Here is a 14,890-nt window from a genome sequence, read left to right as displayed (position 1 = left end):
CGCCGGCAGATCGTGCACCGTGTGCCCAGGCTGGCCGGCCAGCTGCAGGGCGTCCTTCGTATCCTGTCCCCTCCTCGTATGACTTTTCTTGAGTCCTGCCCGGGCCGGCCGGTGGGCAGCCGCCGGCTGTCCGTCGTCGTTCGCCAGGTTCCTATAGTCCGAGACTGATGGCGGCCAGGCCGGGGAAGACGGCGAAGATGACCGTGAGCGGAAGGACACCAAAGACAAGCGGCACCATCATGCCGATTTCCTTCTTGCCGGCGGACTCCATGAGCTCCCTCTTGGCTGTGTCCCGGACATCCTGTGCCTGCGCCCGGAGGACGTCGGCGAGGGGTGTTCCACGTTCGACGGCCACGATCATCCCGTCCACGAAACGGAGCAGCGGACCTTGATCGGTCCTGGACGAGAACTCGTGGAGGGCTTCCACGAGGGGCTTGCCGGACCTGGTCTCGGCGAGGACACGGCCGAATTCCTGCGAGAGCTCACCCCGCGCACTGCGGCAGACCCGGTCCAGGGCACCGGTGGCACTTTCGCCGGCGCTGACGGCCAGGGCCATGAGTTCGGCGATGCTCGGAAACTCCGCCATCATCCGCCCCTCCCTTTTCTTGATGTGCGCGCCCAACAGGTAGTCCCGGAGCAGGAACCCGCCGACGGCGCTGCCCACGACGGCCACGACGGCGACGAACGGGCTGAAGCGGCCGATCGAGCCGGCGAGCGCCACAACGCCGACGGCGAGGACGAAGCCGCCGGCCGCCCAGAGGAGTTGCTCAGCCCGGAAGTCCACGGCTGTTTTGGCGCTGCCGGCGCGGGCGAGCCTGCGGTTTAACGCCGTCGCGCCAAGGTTGATCCGGCCCAGGGACCTGGCCCCGTCCCGGAACGCCGGGCGGAGGATCCGTTCGAGCGGCCCAAACGGTGTGACATTCCGCGGGGCGGTGAGCAAAAGCCGGGATTCGAGGCTGTGGGTTCTCAGCTGCGGTTCGATACGTTCGATGAACGTCGTTGGGCGCATGAAGGGGAGCCGGACGAGGAACAGCCACAGGCCCGCCCCGAGCACGGCCCCGCACACCGTGGCGCCGGCCATCAGGCCGGTCACCGGAGGACCCGCTGTTCTTCCGGCAGCGCCCCGATACGCAGCATGATGGCATAGGACAGCAGGGAGACGGCAAGGCCGCCCAAAAGGACGGCAGCGCCGAGCGGGGTGTTGTACGCCATCACAGCCTCAGGACGGCTGGCCAGCAACACCAGGACAATCCAGGGCGCAGCGACGGCCAGGCGTGCGGCGTTGACGGTCCAGGATTGCCTTGCCTCCAGCTCACTCCGGGTCCTGGCACTCTCCCGCAGGAACTCCGCGAGGGTGCCCAGCAGCCTCCCGAGGTCCGAACCGCCCACCTCCCGGGTGAGCCGGAGGGCCTCGACGATCCTGTCCGCCACGGGATCGGCCAGACGGTCCTTGAGCCGGGTGAGTGAGGGATCGAATTGGCCTCCCGACCGGTAGTCGGAGCCAAAGTCCACAAACACGTGGCGAAGCTCCACGGGGCCCTTGTCGCCCAGCTGGATAAGGGCCTCCGGCAGCGACAGGCCGGCCCTGATGGCTGAGCGCAAATGATCAACGACGTCGGGCCAGAGCTGGCGGAGGACAGCCGTGCGCTTTCTGGCACGCCACCGGACCATCGCCATCGGCAGCCAGCCGCCGAACAGGCCAAAGCATGCCGAGATCGGCCAAGACCCGGTAACTGCGAAGAACGCGAGCGTTGTGAAGGCCCCGAGTCCAAGGCACGAGGCGAGCAGACCTGCCGCGCTGACCTTTTCGATGCCCGCCGACCGCAGGAGGTCCTCAAGCCGGCTGGTCCGGGGCCTGCGCCGCACGCTCTCAGGCGTCTCCCACGCGGACCACCAGATCAGCAGGAGGCCTGCGCCGCCCAGCATCCCGACCAGCGGCGCCATCACCGTTGTTCCAGCAGCGCCGCGACGTCGTACCCGGAGCGGGCAAACTTTTCCGCGGCGGGCATGGAGTTGGCCTTGGGCAGAAGCTGCCCGTCCGACATCGTGAACACCATGGATGACTCGATGATCCCGTTTTCCACCCGGCGGCCCAGGGACAGGATCTCGGTGACCTGTCGGCGCCCGCTGGTGTGCCTGCTGCAATGGACCACCAGATCGATGCAGGACGCGACGGTGGGCACCACGAACGCGCTGGAGATGTTGTCGCCGGCGAGCAGCGGCAGCGTGCAGATTTTCGTCACGGCATCATGGGCGGAGTTCGCATGCACGGTGCACATCCCGGGAAGCCCGGAATTCAAAGCGATGAGCATGTCCAGGCTCTCGGCCTCCCGGACTTCCCCGACCACCAGCCGGTCCGGCCGCATGCGCAGGGCCTCCTTGACCAGGCGGCGCAGCGGAATCTCCCCCTGCCCCTCCAGGTTCGGCTGACGGCACTGAAGGCCGACGACGTCGCGGAGCGGCAGCTGCAGTTCAAAGATTTCCTCCACCGTGATGACCCGTTCGCGGGTGCCGATGCTGGCGGCGAGGCAGTTGAGCATGGTGGTTTTGCCCGCCTGTGTGGCGCCCGAGACCAGGATGTTGAGGCCGCTGGCGACGGCCGCGCCGAGGAACCTGGCCGCCTGCGGGGTGAGCGTTCCCAGCTCCACCAGGTGCTCGAGCCGGCTGGCTTTGACGACGAACTTGCGGATATTGATGGCCCAGTGACGCCGGGTGACGTCCGGGATCACGACGTGCAGCCTGGAGCCGTCCGGGAGCGCCGCATCCACGAACGGCGAGGACATGTCCAGGCGCCGGCCCGAGCTCTTCAGCATCCGTTCCACAAGGTCCCGGACCTGCTGGTCCGTCAGCGAAACGGACGTCAGTTCCGATTCGCCGTTGCGCGCCACGTAGATTTCATTCGGCGCGTTGAGCCAGATTTCCTCGATGCCCGGATCGTCCAGGAGCGGCTGGAGCGCACCAAAGCCCGCCACAGCGTCGAAGACGAATCTCCGGGCCGACTCCAACGGGCCCAGCGGGGGCAGCGGCGCCAGGAGGGCCCGTTCGTCGTAGTCGCTGACAGCCGCCTCGACCAGGCGCCGGACTTCGCCGGACTCCCGCAGGGGGTCAAGGCCCCGCCGGCGGATCAGCTCACGGACCTCGTCCTCAACAATGCGTACAGCCTCCACCTGGACCCCCATATGACTGCCGCCCCTGTGCCGGGGCGATGAAATTGGCTTAAACCTAGGCGGCGCTGAGCGGCCGGACAAGAGGTGCGGTGGCCCACTGTGGATAACAGCCGCCGCCGTCGCACAACACCGTTCCCACTGGTCACAGCAGGCTCACTGGTCTCGCGCTGCACCGGATCAAAGCGACCGATTGCACATACTGCGCTTTTGAACCCAGCGCCTCGTGGCCCTTTGATCGACGGGGGAACAGACCGGCCCCGGCGTCCCAACGCTGTGCTCTGCATGAACTTAATGGGCTGCATTCCGCCGTGGGGCTTCAACGGCGCAGGACGCGTCTCTCATTCTGAAACGGTGCACTGAAACCATGAGCCTTCCCTTGCGCAGAGCGCTGCGGCCCCGCCGGACCGAGCCGACGCAGGAGCGGCCCACGGAAAAGAAGCCAACGCGGACGAAGATCCCCGCACCGTGTTTTGCGAGGACATCCGGCAAGTCTAGACCAGCACCTCCCGCCCTGGGGACTGCCGGAGGCGTGATCTGGGAACCCCTCGACACAGCGGGACCGGTTAGGGTAATAGGGAACAGTTTCGGAGGGATTCCGGAACGGAAAGGGATTTTCTTTGCGCTATCGGTCCAGTGGCGGAGCTCTCGCCTGCATTCTGCTGTTGGGAATCGGAGTGACCGGTTGCTCCAGCGGCGCGCCCGTCAGCGAGGTCCGGGGATCACTCACGGCGATAGGCACGCCCGTGCAGAAGGACCCGATCGGTGCCTGGAGCAACGCCTGGAGCAAAGACCTCACCGCCACGTCGCTGAACTACTCCCCGGACGGATCCGACGTCGGGCTGACAGCCCTGGCCACGCGCCAGGCCTACTTCGCAGCCCTGGACGGCCCCCTCACCCCGGAACAGCAGAACCAGACCAAGGACGTATGCGGACCGGCCGGGGCTTTTTCCGTTCCCGTTTCCGTGACCTCCATCGGGGTGGCCCTCAACAACCCGAGTCTTCGCAACGTAAAGCTAAGCCACGAAGTCCTCGCCGGCATCTTCTCCGGCTCCATCGAGCGCTGGGACGCGCCTGAAATCGCGGACATCAACCCTGGGACCGCACTGCCCTCCGATGACATCGTCCCCATCATGGCCACGGAGCCCAGCGTGGAAACCGAGGCGGCCACAAAGTACCTCAGCGCCGACGCCGCGTGGACCTCGGGAGTGTCGGCCACGTGGCCGAAGACCGAGAATGCCGTCACGGTCAAGAAGCACTCCGACCTTGCCGACAAGGTCGACAAGACCGCCGGGGGCATCGCCTTCATGGACCTCGGCTCGATCGGCAGCCGCTTTGAAACCGCGCTGCTCTCCTTCGGCGGCGACTACGTCCGCATGTCCAAGGACTCGGCCGCGACAGCGGCCCAGGAAGGCAGCACCCGGACCCTGCCCACCGGGGTGGAGTTCACGCTGCCCGAAACAAGTGAGCAGGGCTACGCCCTCGGCGTCGTCGGCTATCAGGCATTCTGCAGTGCGTACTCAAACCACCAACTGAGCACCCTCGTGAAGTCCTGGGGGGAATTTGTCCTCAGTCCCGACGGCCAGGTCACGTCAGCGTACTTCGCCAATGTCGCCTCACCCAGCGAAGAGGCCATGCGGGAGTCCAAGAAACTGATTGACACGATCGGGGACGCACAGTGATCCACGCAACCGAGGCGGAACAGCCCTCCCCTGCAGGCTCAGCGCCAGGCACTGGACGGGTGCGGCGCTTCGCGCTGTCCCCGGCCACCCGCAGCGGGCTGGGCTTCTTCCTTCCCGTCTTTGGTCTCCTTTCGGTCCTCATCACCCTGTGGATCCTGGCCACACCGCTCATGGCCTATCCGGACGAACCCTCGCACACCATCAAGGCGGCCGCAGTCGCCCGGGGCCAGTTCTTCCCTGGCCCCGGCGAATCCTATGGCCACGGAGTCCATGTGCAGGTTCCGTCCTACATCGCCAACGTGCAGTCGCAGATGTGTTTCCCCTTCCAGGCGACGAAACCCGCAGGCTGCGCCCCGGCGATCCCCCTCGATGACAACGACCTCACCATCGGTGTGACCTCGGCCGGGCTCTACAACCCCTTCTACTACTGGCTTGTCGGGCTGCCCAGCCTCTTCATGTCCGGTGCGCCGGCGATCTTCGCCATGCGGATCGTCAGCGGCCTGTTGTCCGCCGCCTTCTACGCTGCCGGCTTCACCGCCTTGTCCCGCCTGCGGCACCCGAAGTGGCCGCTAGTCGCGGCTGTGATTGGGACGACGCCGATGGTCCTGTTCCTTGCCAGCGGCATCAATCCCAACTCGCTTGAAATCGCAGCGTCCATGGCCGCCTTCTGCGGGCTGGTGTCCGTGCTCGAGAATTCGCGGCACCTTGACCGGGCACGTCCGGCCATCCTGACCGTCGGCATAGCGGCCGCGGCACTGGCCAACACCCGGAACGTGTCCCTCCTGTGGCTCCTCTGCGGCGCAATCGTTGCCTGCCTCTTCTTCCGGCGCGCGGACATCGCCGCCATCTTCAAAAACCGGGTGGTGCTGACGGTGACGGCGCTGACCACCGTGGGAATCGTCCTGGGCGTGGCGTGGAACTTCCTGATGTTCAGGGCGCCGGCCTCCGCCGGTGAAGCCCCGGCCGGGATCTCGAACGTCAACGGCGAGGTGCGCCCCTACAACGCGTTCCTGACCATGATGGACAAGTCCTTTGATTTTGCCGGCCAGTACATTGGCGTCGCGGGGTGGCTGGATGCACCCGTTCCACAGGCCGTCCACATGTTCTGGAACATGCTGCTGTTCGGCCTCATCCTCACGGTACTGCTGGTCCGGCCCTACCGGCTGCAGGCCGCGTTCTGGGTCGCGGTCGCGTTGCTGGCGGTGGTCCCGGCCGTGGTGCAGGCTGCCCTCATCAACACCGCCGGATTCATCTGGCAGGGCCGGTATAGCCTGCCGCTGTTCACGATCGCGATCATCTCGGCGGGGCTCGCCATGCGGTTCCGCCCGTTCGGACGCAGCCCGCAGAGCCGGACGATCGCCAGGATCCTGCTGCTGACCGGCTGCATCGCGCAGACCTACGCCTTTGTGAACGTGCTCCGCCGCTACGTCGTCGGACTCCAGGAAACGGCCAACTGGCAGACGATGTTCACCGTGCCTGGCTGGCAGCCGCCAATGACCTGGGAGGTCCTCACCCTGGCCTTCGCGGCCGCGGTTCTGCTGTGTGCGTCCAAGCTGTTCAGCTATCTTTTCCCGGGCCATGCCCTGCTCCCGAAGCGGCCATGGCGGCTCAGGAGGAAGCACTCCGGCAAGCGTCCCGTGGCCGCAGCGGCGGCCAACTGACCTGAACTCCCCTGGCCAGCGCCAAAAAGACCCGTCCACGCGAAGTTCAAAGCGCGTGAACGGGTCTTTTTTGCCAATCCTCAGTGCTGGGAAACCGTTGCCCCCATGTACTCCCTGAGTCGTTCGGCGGACAGCGGCGGGACGAACCCGGTCGCCTTGATCTTGTCCAGGTTGAGGGCGCTGTTCAGCGGCCGCGGCGAGACGGCCTTGCCCTTGAAGTACTCCTCGGTGCTCACACCGGTCACGGCCTCCCGCGGCTTGCCGGAGAGTTCGTAGACGTCCGCGGCGATATCCGCCCAGGACTGCTGCTCGCCGTCGTTGCTGAGGTTGTAGACACCGTACTCGGCGCCCGATTCCAGCAGGTGCCGGATGCCGGCGGCGATGTCTTCGGTGAAGCTCAGCCGCCCGATCTGGTCATCAACCACCGACGGTTCGATGCCGCGCTCGGCCAGCGAGGCCATGGTGCGGACAAAGTTGTTGCCCTCACCGATCACCCAGCTGGTGCGCACAATGTAGTGCCGGGGCACCACACTGACGACGGCGTCGCCCGCGGCTTTGGTCTGGCCGTAGACGCCCAGCGGCGCCACCGGCTCCGATTCGTCGTGCGTGGCGCGCGTGCCGTCGAAGACATAGTCCGAGGACACGTGCACCAGGGTGAGGTCGTGTTCGACGGCGGTGCGGGCCAGCCGCGCCACGGCCGTGACGTTGACTGCCCAGGCGGCCGCGCGGCCCTCGGCCGACTCGGCGGCATCCACGGCGGTGTAGGCCGCGGCGTTGATGATCGTGGAGTAGTTCTTCCAGTTCCGTCCGGCGAAGGCGTCCTCGCTGTCGAGGTCAAAATCGTCCCGGCCGGCTAACTCAACGGACGGGTCGCCGTCGTACTGCCGGCGCAGCGCCTTGCCGAGCTGGCCGTTGGCGCCGACCACGAGGACCTTCTTCGGCGGCATCGGCGTGACGTCCGCCAGGCGCGGGTGCGCCTTGTCCTTGTCCGAGAGCTCGGCCCGGCCCAGCGGCACTGGCCAGCTGATGGCCGCGGTCTCGTCGGCGAGGTTCAGGAAGGTGTACTGGCCCTGGGCGTCGGCGGACCAGTGGTCGTTGACGAGGTAGGTGTAGGCGGTGTTGTCCTCCAGCGTCTGGAAGGCGTTCCCGACCCCGCGGGGAATGAAGATGGCCTGGCTGGGATCCATCTCGGCGGTGAACACGGCGCCGAAGGTCGGGCCTTCGCGCAGGTCCACCCAGGCGCCGAAAATCCTGCCGGTGGCCACGGAGATGAACTTGTCCCACGGCTCGGCATGGATGCCGCGGGTGGTGCCGGCGGATTCGTTGAACGAGATGTTGTTCTGCACCGGGCGGAAGTCGGGCAGGCCAAGCGCCACCATCTTTTCCCGCTGCCAGTTCTCCTTGAACCAGCCCCGGTTGTCACCGTGGACCGGAAGGTCGTAGAGGACGACGCCGGGGATCGGGGTTTCGTGCGCTGTGAGCTTTTTCGAGAACTCGATCGACATAATCTACTGGCCTTGTTCCTTGTACTTCGCTTCCGTGGCGGCCTTCTGGGGCCGCCACCAGTCCTCATTGTTCCGGTACCAGGCGATGGTGTCTTCGATGCCGGCCTCGAAGTTGGAGAACTGCGGCTTCCAGCCGAGTTCCTCGCGCAGCTTGGAGGAGTCGATGGCATACCGCATGTCGTGGCCGGGCCGGTCCACCACGTGCTCGTACGCGTCCGGCGCCTGGCCCATGTGCTTGAGGATCAGTTCGACGACGTCCTTGTTGTTCTTCTCGCCGTCGGCGCCGATCAGGTAGGTCTCCCCGATCCGGCCCTCGGCGATGATCGCCAGGACAGCGGACGAGTGGTCGTTGGCGTGGATCCAGTCACGGACGTTCTCGCCCTTGCCGTACAGCTTGGGACGGATGCCGTCGATCACGTTGGTGATCTGGCGCGGGATGAACTTCTCCACGTGCTGGTACGGACCGTAGTTGTTGGAGCAGTTGCTGATGGTTGCCTGCAGGCCGAAGGACCGCACCCAGGCGCGGACAAGCAGATCCGAGCCCGCTTTCGTGGAGGAATACGGGCTGGAGGGGTTGTAGGGCGTGCTCTCGGTGAACCGCTCCGGGTCATCGAGCTCGAGATCGCCGTAGACCTCGTCGGTGGAGATGTGGTGGAAGCGCTTGTTGTGCTTCCGCGCGGCCTCGATCAGGGTGTAGGTCCCGATGATGTTGGTGTCCAGGAACGGGCGCGGATCGTGCAGCGAGTTGTCGTTATGGGATTCCGCGGCGTAGTGCACCACGACGTCGGACCCGGCCACCAGGCGCTCCACCACGGCGGCGTCGCAGATGTCGCCCTGCACCAGCGTGAACCGGCCTGCAGGCAGGCCCGCCAGCGACTCCACATTGCCCGCGTAGGTGAGCTTGTCGAGGACCGTGACGTGGTGGTCGGTGTTCTCCAGTACGTAGTGGACGAAATTGGAGCCGATGAAGCCGGCGCCGCCGGTGACGAGGAGTTTCTGCATGAGGCCAGCTTACCGGCTGCCGAAATTCTCCCCTCCCGACGGCGGACACACCTGCCGCAACATTGGCCACATTGGTAACACTGACGTCAATTGGTTACTCTTTACGCACATGCGGGGGTGATTTTGGCCTCTGTCCAGATCCTCCGGAGTAACGGTGATGACAATCAAAATCCACAAACTACGGACCACCGCGGCACTCTGTCTTCCTCTCGCGCTGGCGCTGACCTGGGCCAATCCTGCCGCTGCGGCACCGGCGCCCAGCCCCTCTCCCGCCGTCACCACCAAGGCGCCTGCGCCCACCGCATCGGCGGCTGCGACGACCCCCAAACCGACTGCGGTGGCGGCAACCAGTGCCGCCCCGAAACAGGCAACCGCGCCGGCCACGGCCCCAGCGACCGCGGCGGCGCCGGCGTCGTCCGCGTCCCCTTCAGCACGGGTGCAGGCCGCCATCGCGCCCGAGCCCGCGCCGGAACAGGGACAGGCGCGAATGGGCCGGGCCGGCCTCAATCCGGCCTCGACCTCGGCCGCAATGGCCAAGACGCAGCAGGTCACCGTCGCCCAGGCCACCGAGCCCTGGGTTTCAGAGCAGCCCTTCGCCACCCGCGGGCAGCCTCTGGGCCTGGATGTCAGCTCCTGGCAAGGCGGCGTCAACTGGTCCTCCGTGCGGGCCAACGGCGCCCGCTTCGCCTACGTCAAGGCCACGGAGGGCACCACCTACCGGAGCAGCGAATTCGGAGCGCAGTACACCGGTGCACGTTCCGTCGGCCTGCTCCGCGGCGCCTACCACTTTGGCCGCCCCGATGTTTCCGACGGCGCCGCCCAGGCCCGGTTCTTCGTCAACAACGGCGGCGGCTGGTCCCCGGACGGCGTCACGATGCCCCCGGTCCTCGACATCGAGGACAACCCCTACGCCGGCCTCAACCGCTGCTACGGTGCCTCCCCSGGGCAGCTGGCCACGTGGGTAAGGGACTTCACCCAGACCGTTTACCGGATGACCAACAAACAGGCCATGATCTACACCAGCTACTACTTCTGGCGCGACTGTCTGGGCAACACCACCGAATTCAGCCAGATCAACCCGCTGTGGCTGGCCTCCTACTACACCAATGGACCGTCCGTTCCCGGCGGTTGGCCCACCTACACGGTCTGGCAGTACGCCAACGCCTTCGCGAACGCTTCCCAGACGGTCAGGGCCACGTTCCCGGGCGACCAGAACGTCTTCAACGGCTCGCTGGACCAGTTGCGGAGACTCGCCTCCACGCCTGACACCTACCCAATCGGCCTCATTCCGGGCGCCACCCTGCTCAGCGGCAAATGGGCAGGCGACGGCAAGTCCTACACCGGTTGGTTCAAGGACGGATACTGGTGCCTGCAGATGCCCTTGGCCCCGCGGCGCTGTTTCGGTTACGGCAGCCCGGGCGACAAGCCCGTCGTCGGCGACTGGAACGGTGATGGCCGGGCCGGGATTGGCATCTTCCGCAACGGCATGTGGTGGCTCGTGGACGACATCAACACCAGGGCCATCACGAAGGTCGTCGGCTTCGGCGTCGGATCCGACACCCCCATCGTTGGCGACTGGAACGGCGCCGGCCGCGACGGGATCGGCATCTGGCGCAACTCCAGCTTCCAGGTCAGCTACAACGTCAACAATCCGGTGGTCAACGAGTACAGCGGCTTCGGGATTCCCTCCGATACGCCCATCGTCGGCGACTGGGACGGGGACGGCAAGACCAGCATCGGCGTGTGGCGCAAGGGCGAGTGGTGGCTCAGCAACCGCATCAAGTCCCCGGTTGTGTCTAACTTCATCGCCTTCGGAGTCGGCACCGACCGTCCCATCACCGGCGACTGGAACGGGGACAGGCTGACCACCGTGGGCATTGTGCGCGGCAACAGCTGGCAGCTGACCAACAGCCTCGCCAAGCGGACTGTGGACATCTCCTACTTCTAGGAGCGCCGGACGAACGAAGGCCCGGGACCGTCAGGTCCCGGGCCTTCGCCGTATCTTCCGCGTATCTTCCCGCTGTATCGACCGTTAACTTCCCACTGGGGGTGCCGCTCAGGACGCCGTGCGGAGCCTCCGGCGGGCCTCGATCATGAGGCGCAGGAGGACCACCCGGGCGGCCAGGATCACACGGAGCGATCGCCAGCCGCGCGGGGTGGCGTTGCTCTCGTGCAGCCTCCGCAGCAGGGTCGAGGCGTCCAGGTGGCGGATCGAGCCGGCCGTGTTGCCCAGGATTGCCAGCCAGAGGTCGTGGGACTCGCGCAGGTACGCGGGGACCGGGACGAAGCTGCCGATAACTTCACGGCGGAAGGCCATCCCGCAGCCGTAGTACGCGCGGTAGCCCACCAGGATGCCCCAGAGATTGGCCCGGTGGCGGCCGCTGTCAGCCGCACGGAGCCGGGGAATCCGGGGGCGGTCACCGCCGCCGAGCACATCGAAGTTGCTGGCCACGACGGCGTCCGTCGCCAGGGCGTCCAGCATGGCGTCCAGCCGCCCCTCGATCCAGACGTCATCCTGGTCCGCCAGGAAGATCGCGACGCCGCGGCTGGCCCGCACGGCCTGCTCGAAGGAGCGGACGTATCCCTGGTTGGCGACGGCCTCGATCAGGCGGACCCGGGGATCGTCGTGCTCCCGGATCCGCGCCACCGTGTCATCTTTTGAGGCATCGTCCACGATCACGATCTCGTCATCCGGGCCCAACTGGGCCAGGATCGAGGCGAGCTGCTCCGCCACGAACTCCGCGCCGTTGTACGTTGCCATGCAGATGCTGGCCCGGAGCGGAACGTCGGGCAACCGGTTCTGATCGTTCATCTGCACCATCCTAGGGGACCGCGGGCAACGCCTTGGCATCCCGTAGGATCGAGGGACGATGTCTAAGAAACAAGGATTCCGGCTCGAATGAGAACCGTACTGCTGCGACTTTCAGGGTTCACCGTTCTGCCCCTGCTGTCCTTGATCACTCCGCTCCTCCTCATCCCGGTCATCTCGGGATTTGTCGGCGGCGAGGGAATCTCCAGCGTCATCTCCGGGCAGGCGATCGGCACCTTCGGCGCCACCGTGCTGATGTGGGGCTGGAACGTGGACGGGCCCGTCGCCGTCGCCCGGGCAGCCAGCAGCGCCGACCGTGCCGCCGTCTACGTGCGCAGCATCCGGACCAGGCTGATACTCCTGGTCCTGACCCTGCCCGCCGCCGCAACCGTCGCCGCGATGGTGGCCGTTCCCGCGTTCCGCTGGGAAGCCGTGGCGATGACCTGCGCGGTGGCCATCGCCGGGATGTCGCCGTCGTGGTTCTGCATCGGCCTGGGCCAGCCCCGGCTGCTGGCCGTCTACGACACCGTCCCCCGCTTCATCGCCACCGCCTTGGCCGTCCCTGTTCTGCTGATCAGCCATCAGCTTTGGTACTACACGGGCCTGCTCGCAGTCACGACCCTGGCCTCCCTCATCGTGTTTCACCGGGCCTACTCGCCCGGAGGAAACTGGTGGCCCCGGGATCTCCGCGGGGCCGTCCGCGAATTGGGGGCCCAGGGCCGGACGGCGGGCATCAGCCTCGCCGGAAATGCCTACGCCTCCACGCCCGCCCCCATTGCGACCGCCACCACCGCGCCGGCGGCGTCGGGCAGCCTGGCGACGGCGGACACGCTCTACCGCTTCGGCCTGTTCACCGTGGTGGCCCTCGGCAACGCCTTCCAGGGCTGGACCTTGGAACACGGAGCGTCGGGCCGCAAGAGGCGCCACCTTGCAGCCATCTGGTCCCATATCGGACTCGGCGTGATCGGCGCAGCGGTCCTGACGGTCGCCGGACCGTTTGTCAGCAGCCTGCTTTTCGCCGGACAAGCCCAAGCCACCACCCAGTTGTGCTTCTACTACGGGCTCGCCTTCCTCTTCCTGAGCGCCAGCACCCCTTTCATCCGCAACCTGCTCATCCCGGCCGGCCAACAGGGCCTGGTGCTTCGCTGGACGCTGATTTCGGCCGTATTCGGGGTCGCGGCCATGATCTACGCCGGGTCCATGGGGAACGCCCCGGGCATCGCGCTGGGCATGGCCCTCAGCGAAGCCATCCTGTTCGTGACCTTGCTGATCCCGGGGTCGAAACTGCTCGCCACAGAAAGCAAGGAAACCGTTGACGCCGAATGATCCCTCGCCCGCCGTCGCCGCGGTCGTCGCCGCCTACCGCCCCGATCCATCGCTGGCCGACACCGTGCGGGCCCTCCAACAGCAGGTGGGGCACGTCATCGTCGTGGACGACGGATCGCCTGCCGGCTCCGAAGCCGTCCTGGCGGCCCTCGCGGAGACCGGCGCCCTGGTTGTCCGGCAGCAGCAGAATTCCGGGATCGCGGCCGCGCTGAACGCCGGCGTGACGGCGGCGCGGGCACGCTGGAACCCGGACTTCTTCCTGACACTGGACCAAGACTCCCGTCCTACCGGCGAGTACGTCCGGCGGGGCCTGGCCACCTACGCCCAAGCCACCGCCGCCGGTGTCGGCGTCGGATTCGTGACGGCCGCTTCGTACAGCGGGCACCCAATCCCCGTGCTGCACGTCGAGGGCCCGTTCGTTCACGCCTTCGATCCGATGCAGTCCGGCTTCCTCATCCCACGTGCCACCGTTGACAGGATCGGTCCCTTCGAGGAGGCCCTGTTCATCGACGGCGTCGACTCCGAATTCACCATGCGGACGCGCGCGGCAGGGCTCGCGGTACTGGTGGGCGAAGGCTGTGACATCGCCCACGACCTGGGACAGCGCGAACCCGGCCGGTTTTTTGGCCGGCCGTTGAGGGTGCTGGGCCGGGAAATTTCCTACAATTACCATTCCCCGAGCCGGGTCTACTACATCTGCCGGAACGGAACGCTGCTGACCCTTCGCTACCTGCGCAAATATCCGGGCTGGGTGCTGCGGCGCCTCGTTGAGGAGATGAAGGCGCATGTCCTTCGCTTTACCTTTAGTCCCGGCCGCGGCAAGCTCCTGCGCGCTGCCGCCGCGGGGTTCGCGGACGCGGTCCGGGGCTCCACGGGGCGCATACCGGCGGAGCTTGAGCGGCGCCTGCGCTGACGCCCGGGGGCGCCCGACGCCGGCCCGGCGGCCCACGCCGGCGAGGACCCTGCACTGAATTGATATAGTTTGGACGATATGGAAGCCATACCCTCCCCGCGCGTCTTGGTGATTATGCCTGCCTGGAACGAAGGCGCCGTAGTCGGCAGCACCGTGCGTGAAGTCCTCCGCACTAATGCCCGCTACGACGTGCTGGTCGTCAACGACGGCTCCACGGACTCGACGCCGGACGAGGCAGCAGCGGCTGGCGCGACCGTCCTGAACCTGCCCTTCAACCTCGGCGTCGGGGGCGCCATGCGGGCCGGCTTCAAGTACGCCCAGCGTCTCGGCTACGTCCAGGTAATCCAGGTGGACTCGGACGGCCAGCACGATCCCCGGAACATTGACGAAGTTCTCGCCGGCCTTCAGCACGCGGATATCTCGATCGGCGCCCGCTTCGCCGACCGCGGCGAATACAAGGTCACCGGCCCCCGGAAGTGGGCCATGCAGCTGCTGGCCAAAGTCATTTCGGGTCTGGCCAAGACGCGCCTGACGGACGTCACCAGTGGCTTTCGGGCCGCCAACGAGCGCGCCGTCGCCCAGTACCTCGACCACTACCCTGCCGAATATCTGGGCGACACGATCGACTCCCTCGTCGTGGCCATCCGCTCAGGCTGCACGGTCACGCAAGTGCCCGTGGAGATGCGGGCACGCCAGGGCGGCACGCCAAGCCACAACCCCGTCAAGGCCGCCATCTACCTCGGAAGGTCCGTGTTCGCCCTGCTCTTCGCCCTCACCCGGAAACCCACACGACTGGCCGCCGTGGCCGCTGAACCCGCAGGAGCCTAG

12 protein-coding genes are annotated in these 14,890 nt (G+C 66.7%); 6 read left to right on the top strand and 6 right to left on the bottom strand.

Going from position 1 to position 14,890, the window contains the following annotated elements; all coding sequences use genetic code 11:
* Window positions 1–151: 151 nt before the first annotated feature.
* From AC1D1A_RS00510 to AC1D1A_RS00500, 3 genes are read right to left on the bottom strand one after another with little or no spacing between them, the layout of a single operon-like run.
* Window positions 152–1,093, bottom strand: coding sequence for a type II secretion system F family protein (locus AC1D1A_RS00510; RefSeq protein WP_476946901.1), 942 nt, complete (start codon window positions 1,091–1,093; stop codon window positions 152–154).
* Window positions 1,090–1,944 carry a type II secretion system F family protein gene (locus AC1D1A_RS00505; RefSeq protein ID WP_476947062.1) on the bottom strand — a complete coding sequence of 285 codons (855 nt, stop codon included), beginning with the start codon at window positions 1,942–1,944 and terminating at the stop codon, window positions 1,090–1,092. Before AC1D1A_RS00505 ends, AC1D1A_RS00510 begins: the two co-directional genes overlap by 4 nt.
* A complete protein-coding gene (locus tag AC1D1A_RS00500) occupies window positions 1,944–3,167 on the bottom strand; it encodes a CpaF family protein (RefSeq protein WP_476946900.1) in 1,224 nt (407 codons plus the stop codon). The genes AC1D1A_RS00505 and AC1D1A_RS00500 overlap by 1 nt, the downstream gene beginning before the upstream one ends.
* 674 nt (window positions 3,168–3,841) lie before the next feature.
* On the opposite strand from AC1D1A_RS00500, the gene AC1D1A_RS00495 reads away from it, so the two are divergent.
* A complete protein-coding gene (locus tag AC1D1A_RS00495; RefSeq protein WP_476946899.1) occupies window positions 3,842–4,846 on the top strand; it encodes a substrate-binding domain-containing protein in 1,005 nt (334 codons plus the stop codon).
* Window positions 4,843–6,507, top strand: coding sequence for a DUF2142 domain-containing protein (locus AC1D1A_RS00490; RefSeq protein ID WP_476946898.1), 1,665 nt, complete (start codon window positions 4,843–4,845; stop codon window positions 6,505–6,507). Before AC1D1A_RS00495 ends, AC1D1A_RS00490 begins: the two co-directional genes overlap by 4 nt.
* 80 nt (window positions 6,508–6,587) lie before the next feature.
* Here AC1D1A_RS00490 and AC1D1A_RS00485 read toward each other — a convergent pair whose 3' ends face one another.
* Together AC1D1A_RS00485 and rfbB are read right to left on the bottom strand one after the other, a co-directional pair.
* The gene (locus AC1D1A_RS00485; protein WP_476946897.1) at window positions 6,588–8,012 is read right to left on the bottom strand and encodes a sugar nucleotide-binding protein; all 1,425 of its coding nucleotides are present in this window, start codon (window positions 8,010–8,012) and stop codon (window positions 6,588–6,590) included.
* A 3-nt stretch (window positions 8,013–8,015) separates the two neighbouring features.
* Window positions 8,016–9,014: a dTDP-glucose 4,6-dehydratase gene (gene rfbB, locus AC1D1A_RS00480; protein WP_476856700.1), complete on the bottom strand. Its 999-nt coding sequence runs from the start codon at window positions 9,012–9,014 to the stop codon at window positions 8,016–8,018.
* A gap of 157 nt (window positions 9,015–9,171) precedes the next feature.
* Between rfbB and AC1D1A_RS00475 the strand changes: the two genes are divergently transcribed.
* Window positions 9,172–10,962, top strand: a complete 1,791-nt coding sequence (locus AC1D1A_RS00475; RefSeq protein ID WP_476946896.1) for a GH25 family lysozyme — start codon at window positions 9,172–9,174, stop codon at window positions 10,960–10,962.
* A 108-nt stretch (window positions 10,963–11,070) separates the two neighbouring features.
* On the opposite strand, the gene AC1D1A_RS00470 is transcribed toward AC1D1A_RS00475, so the two are convergent.
* Window positions 11,071–11,826 (bottom strand): glycosyltransferase, encoded by a 756-nt coding sequence (locus tag AC1D1A_RS00470; protein WP_476946895.1) that lies wholly within the window; start codon window positions 11,824–11,826, stop codon window positions 11,071–11,073.
* Between the two features lie 87 nt (window positions 11,827–11,913).
* Between AC1D1A_RS00470 and AC1D1A_RS00465 the strand changes: the two genes are divergently transcribed.
* The 3 genes from AC1D1A_RS00465 (at window position 11,914) to AC1D1A_RS00455 (ending at window position 14,890) form a co-directional block, all read left to right on the top strand.
* A complete protein-coding gene (locus AC1D1A_RS00465) occupies window positions 11,914–13,149 on the top strand; it encodes a polysaccharide biosynthesis protein (protein WP_476946894.1) in 1,236 nt (411 codons plus the stop codon).
* On the top strand, window positions 13,136–14,062 hold the full coding sequence (locus AC1D1A_RS00460) for a glycosyltransferase (RefSeq protein ID WP_476946893.1): 927 nt from the start codon (window positions 13,136–13,138) through the stop codon (window positions 14,060–14,062). The genes AC1D1A_RS00465 and AC1D1A_RS00460 overlap by 14 nt, the downstream gene beginning before the upstream one ends.
* A 78-nt stretch (window positions 14,063–14,140) precedes the next feature.
* Window positions 14,141–14,890 carry a glycosyltransferase family 2 protein gene (locus AC1D1A_RS00455; protein ID WP_476946892.1) on the top strand — a complete coding sequence of 250 codons (750 nt, stop codon included), beginning with the start codon at window positions 14,141–14,143 and terminating at the stop codon, window positions 14,888–14,890.

It is taken from the genome of Arthrobacter sp. P1_B9 (assembly GCF_056406495.1).
Note: the sequence above shows the minus strand (reverse complement) of the source record. Positions and strands in the feature narration are given on the sequence as shown.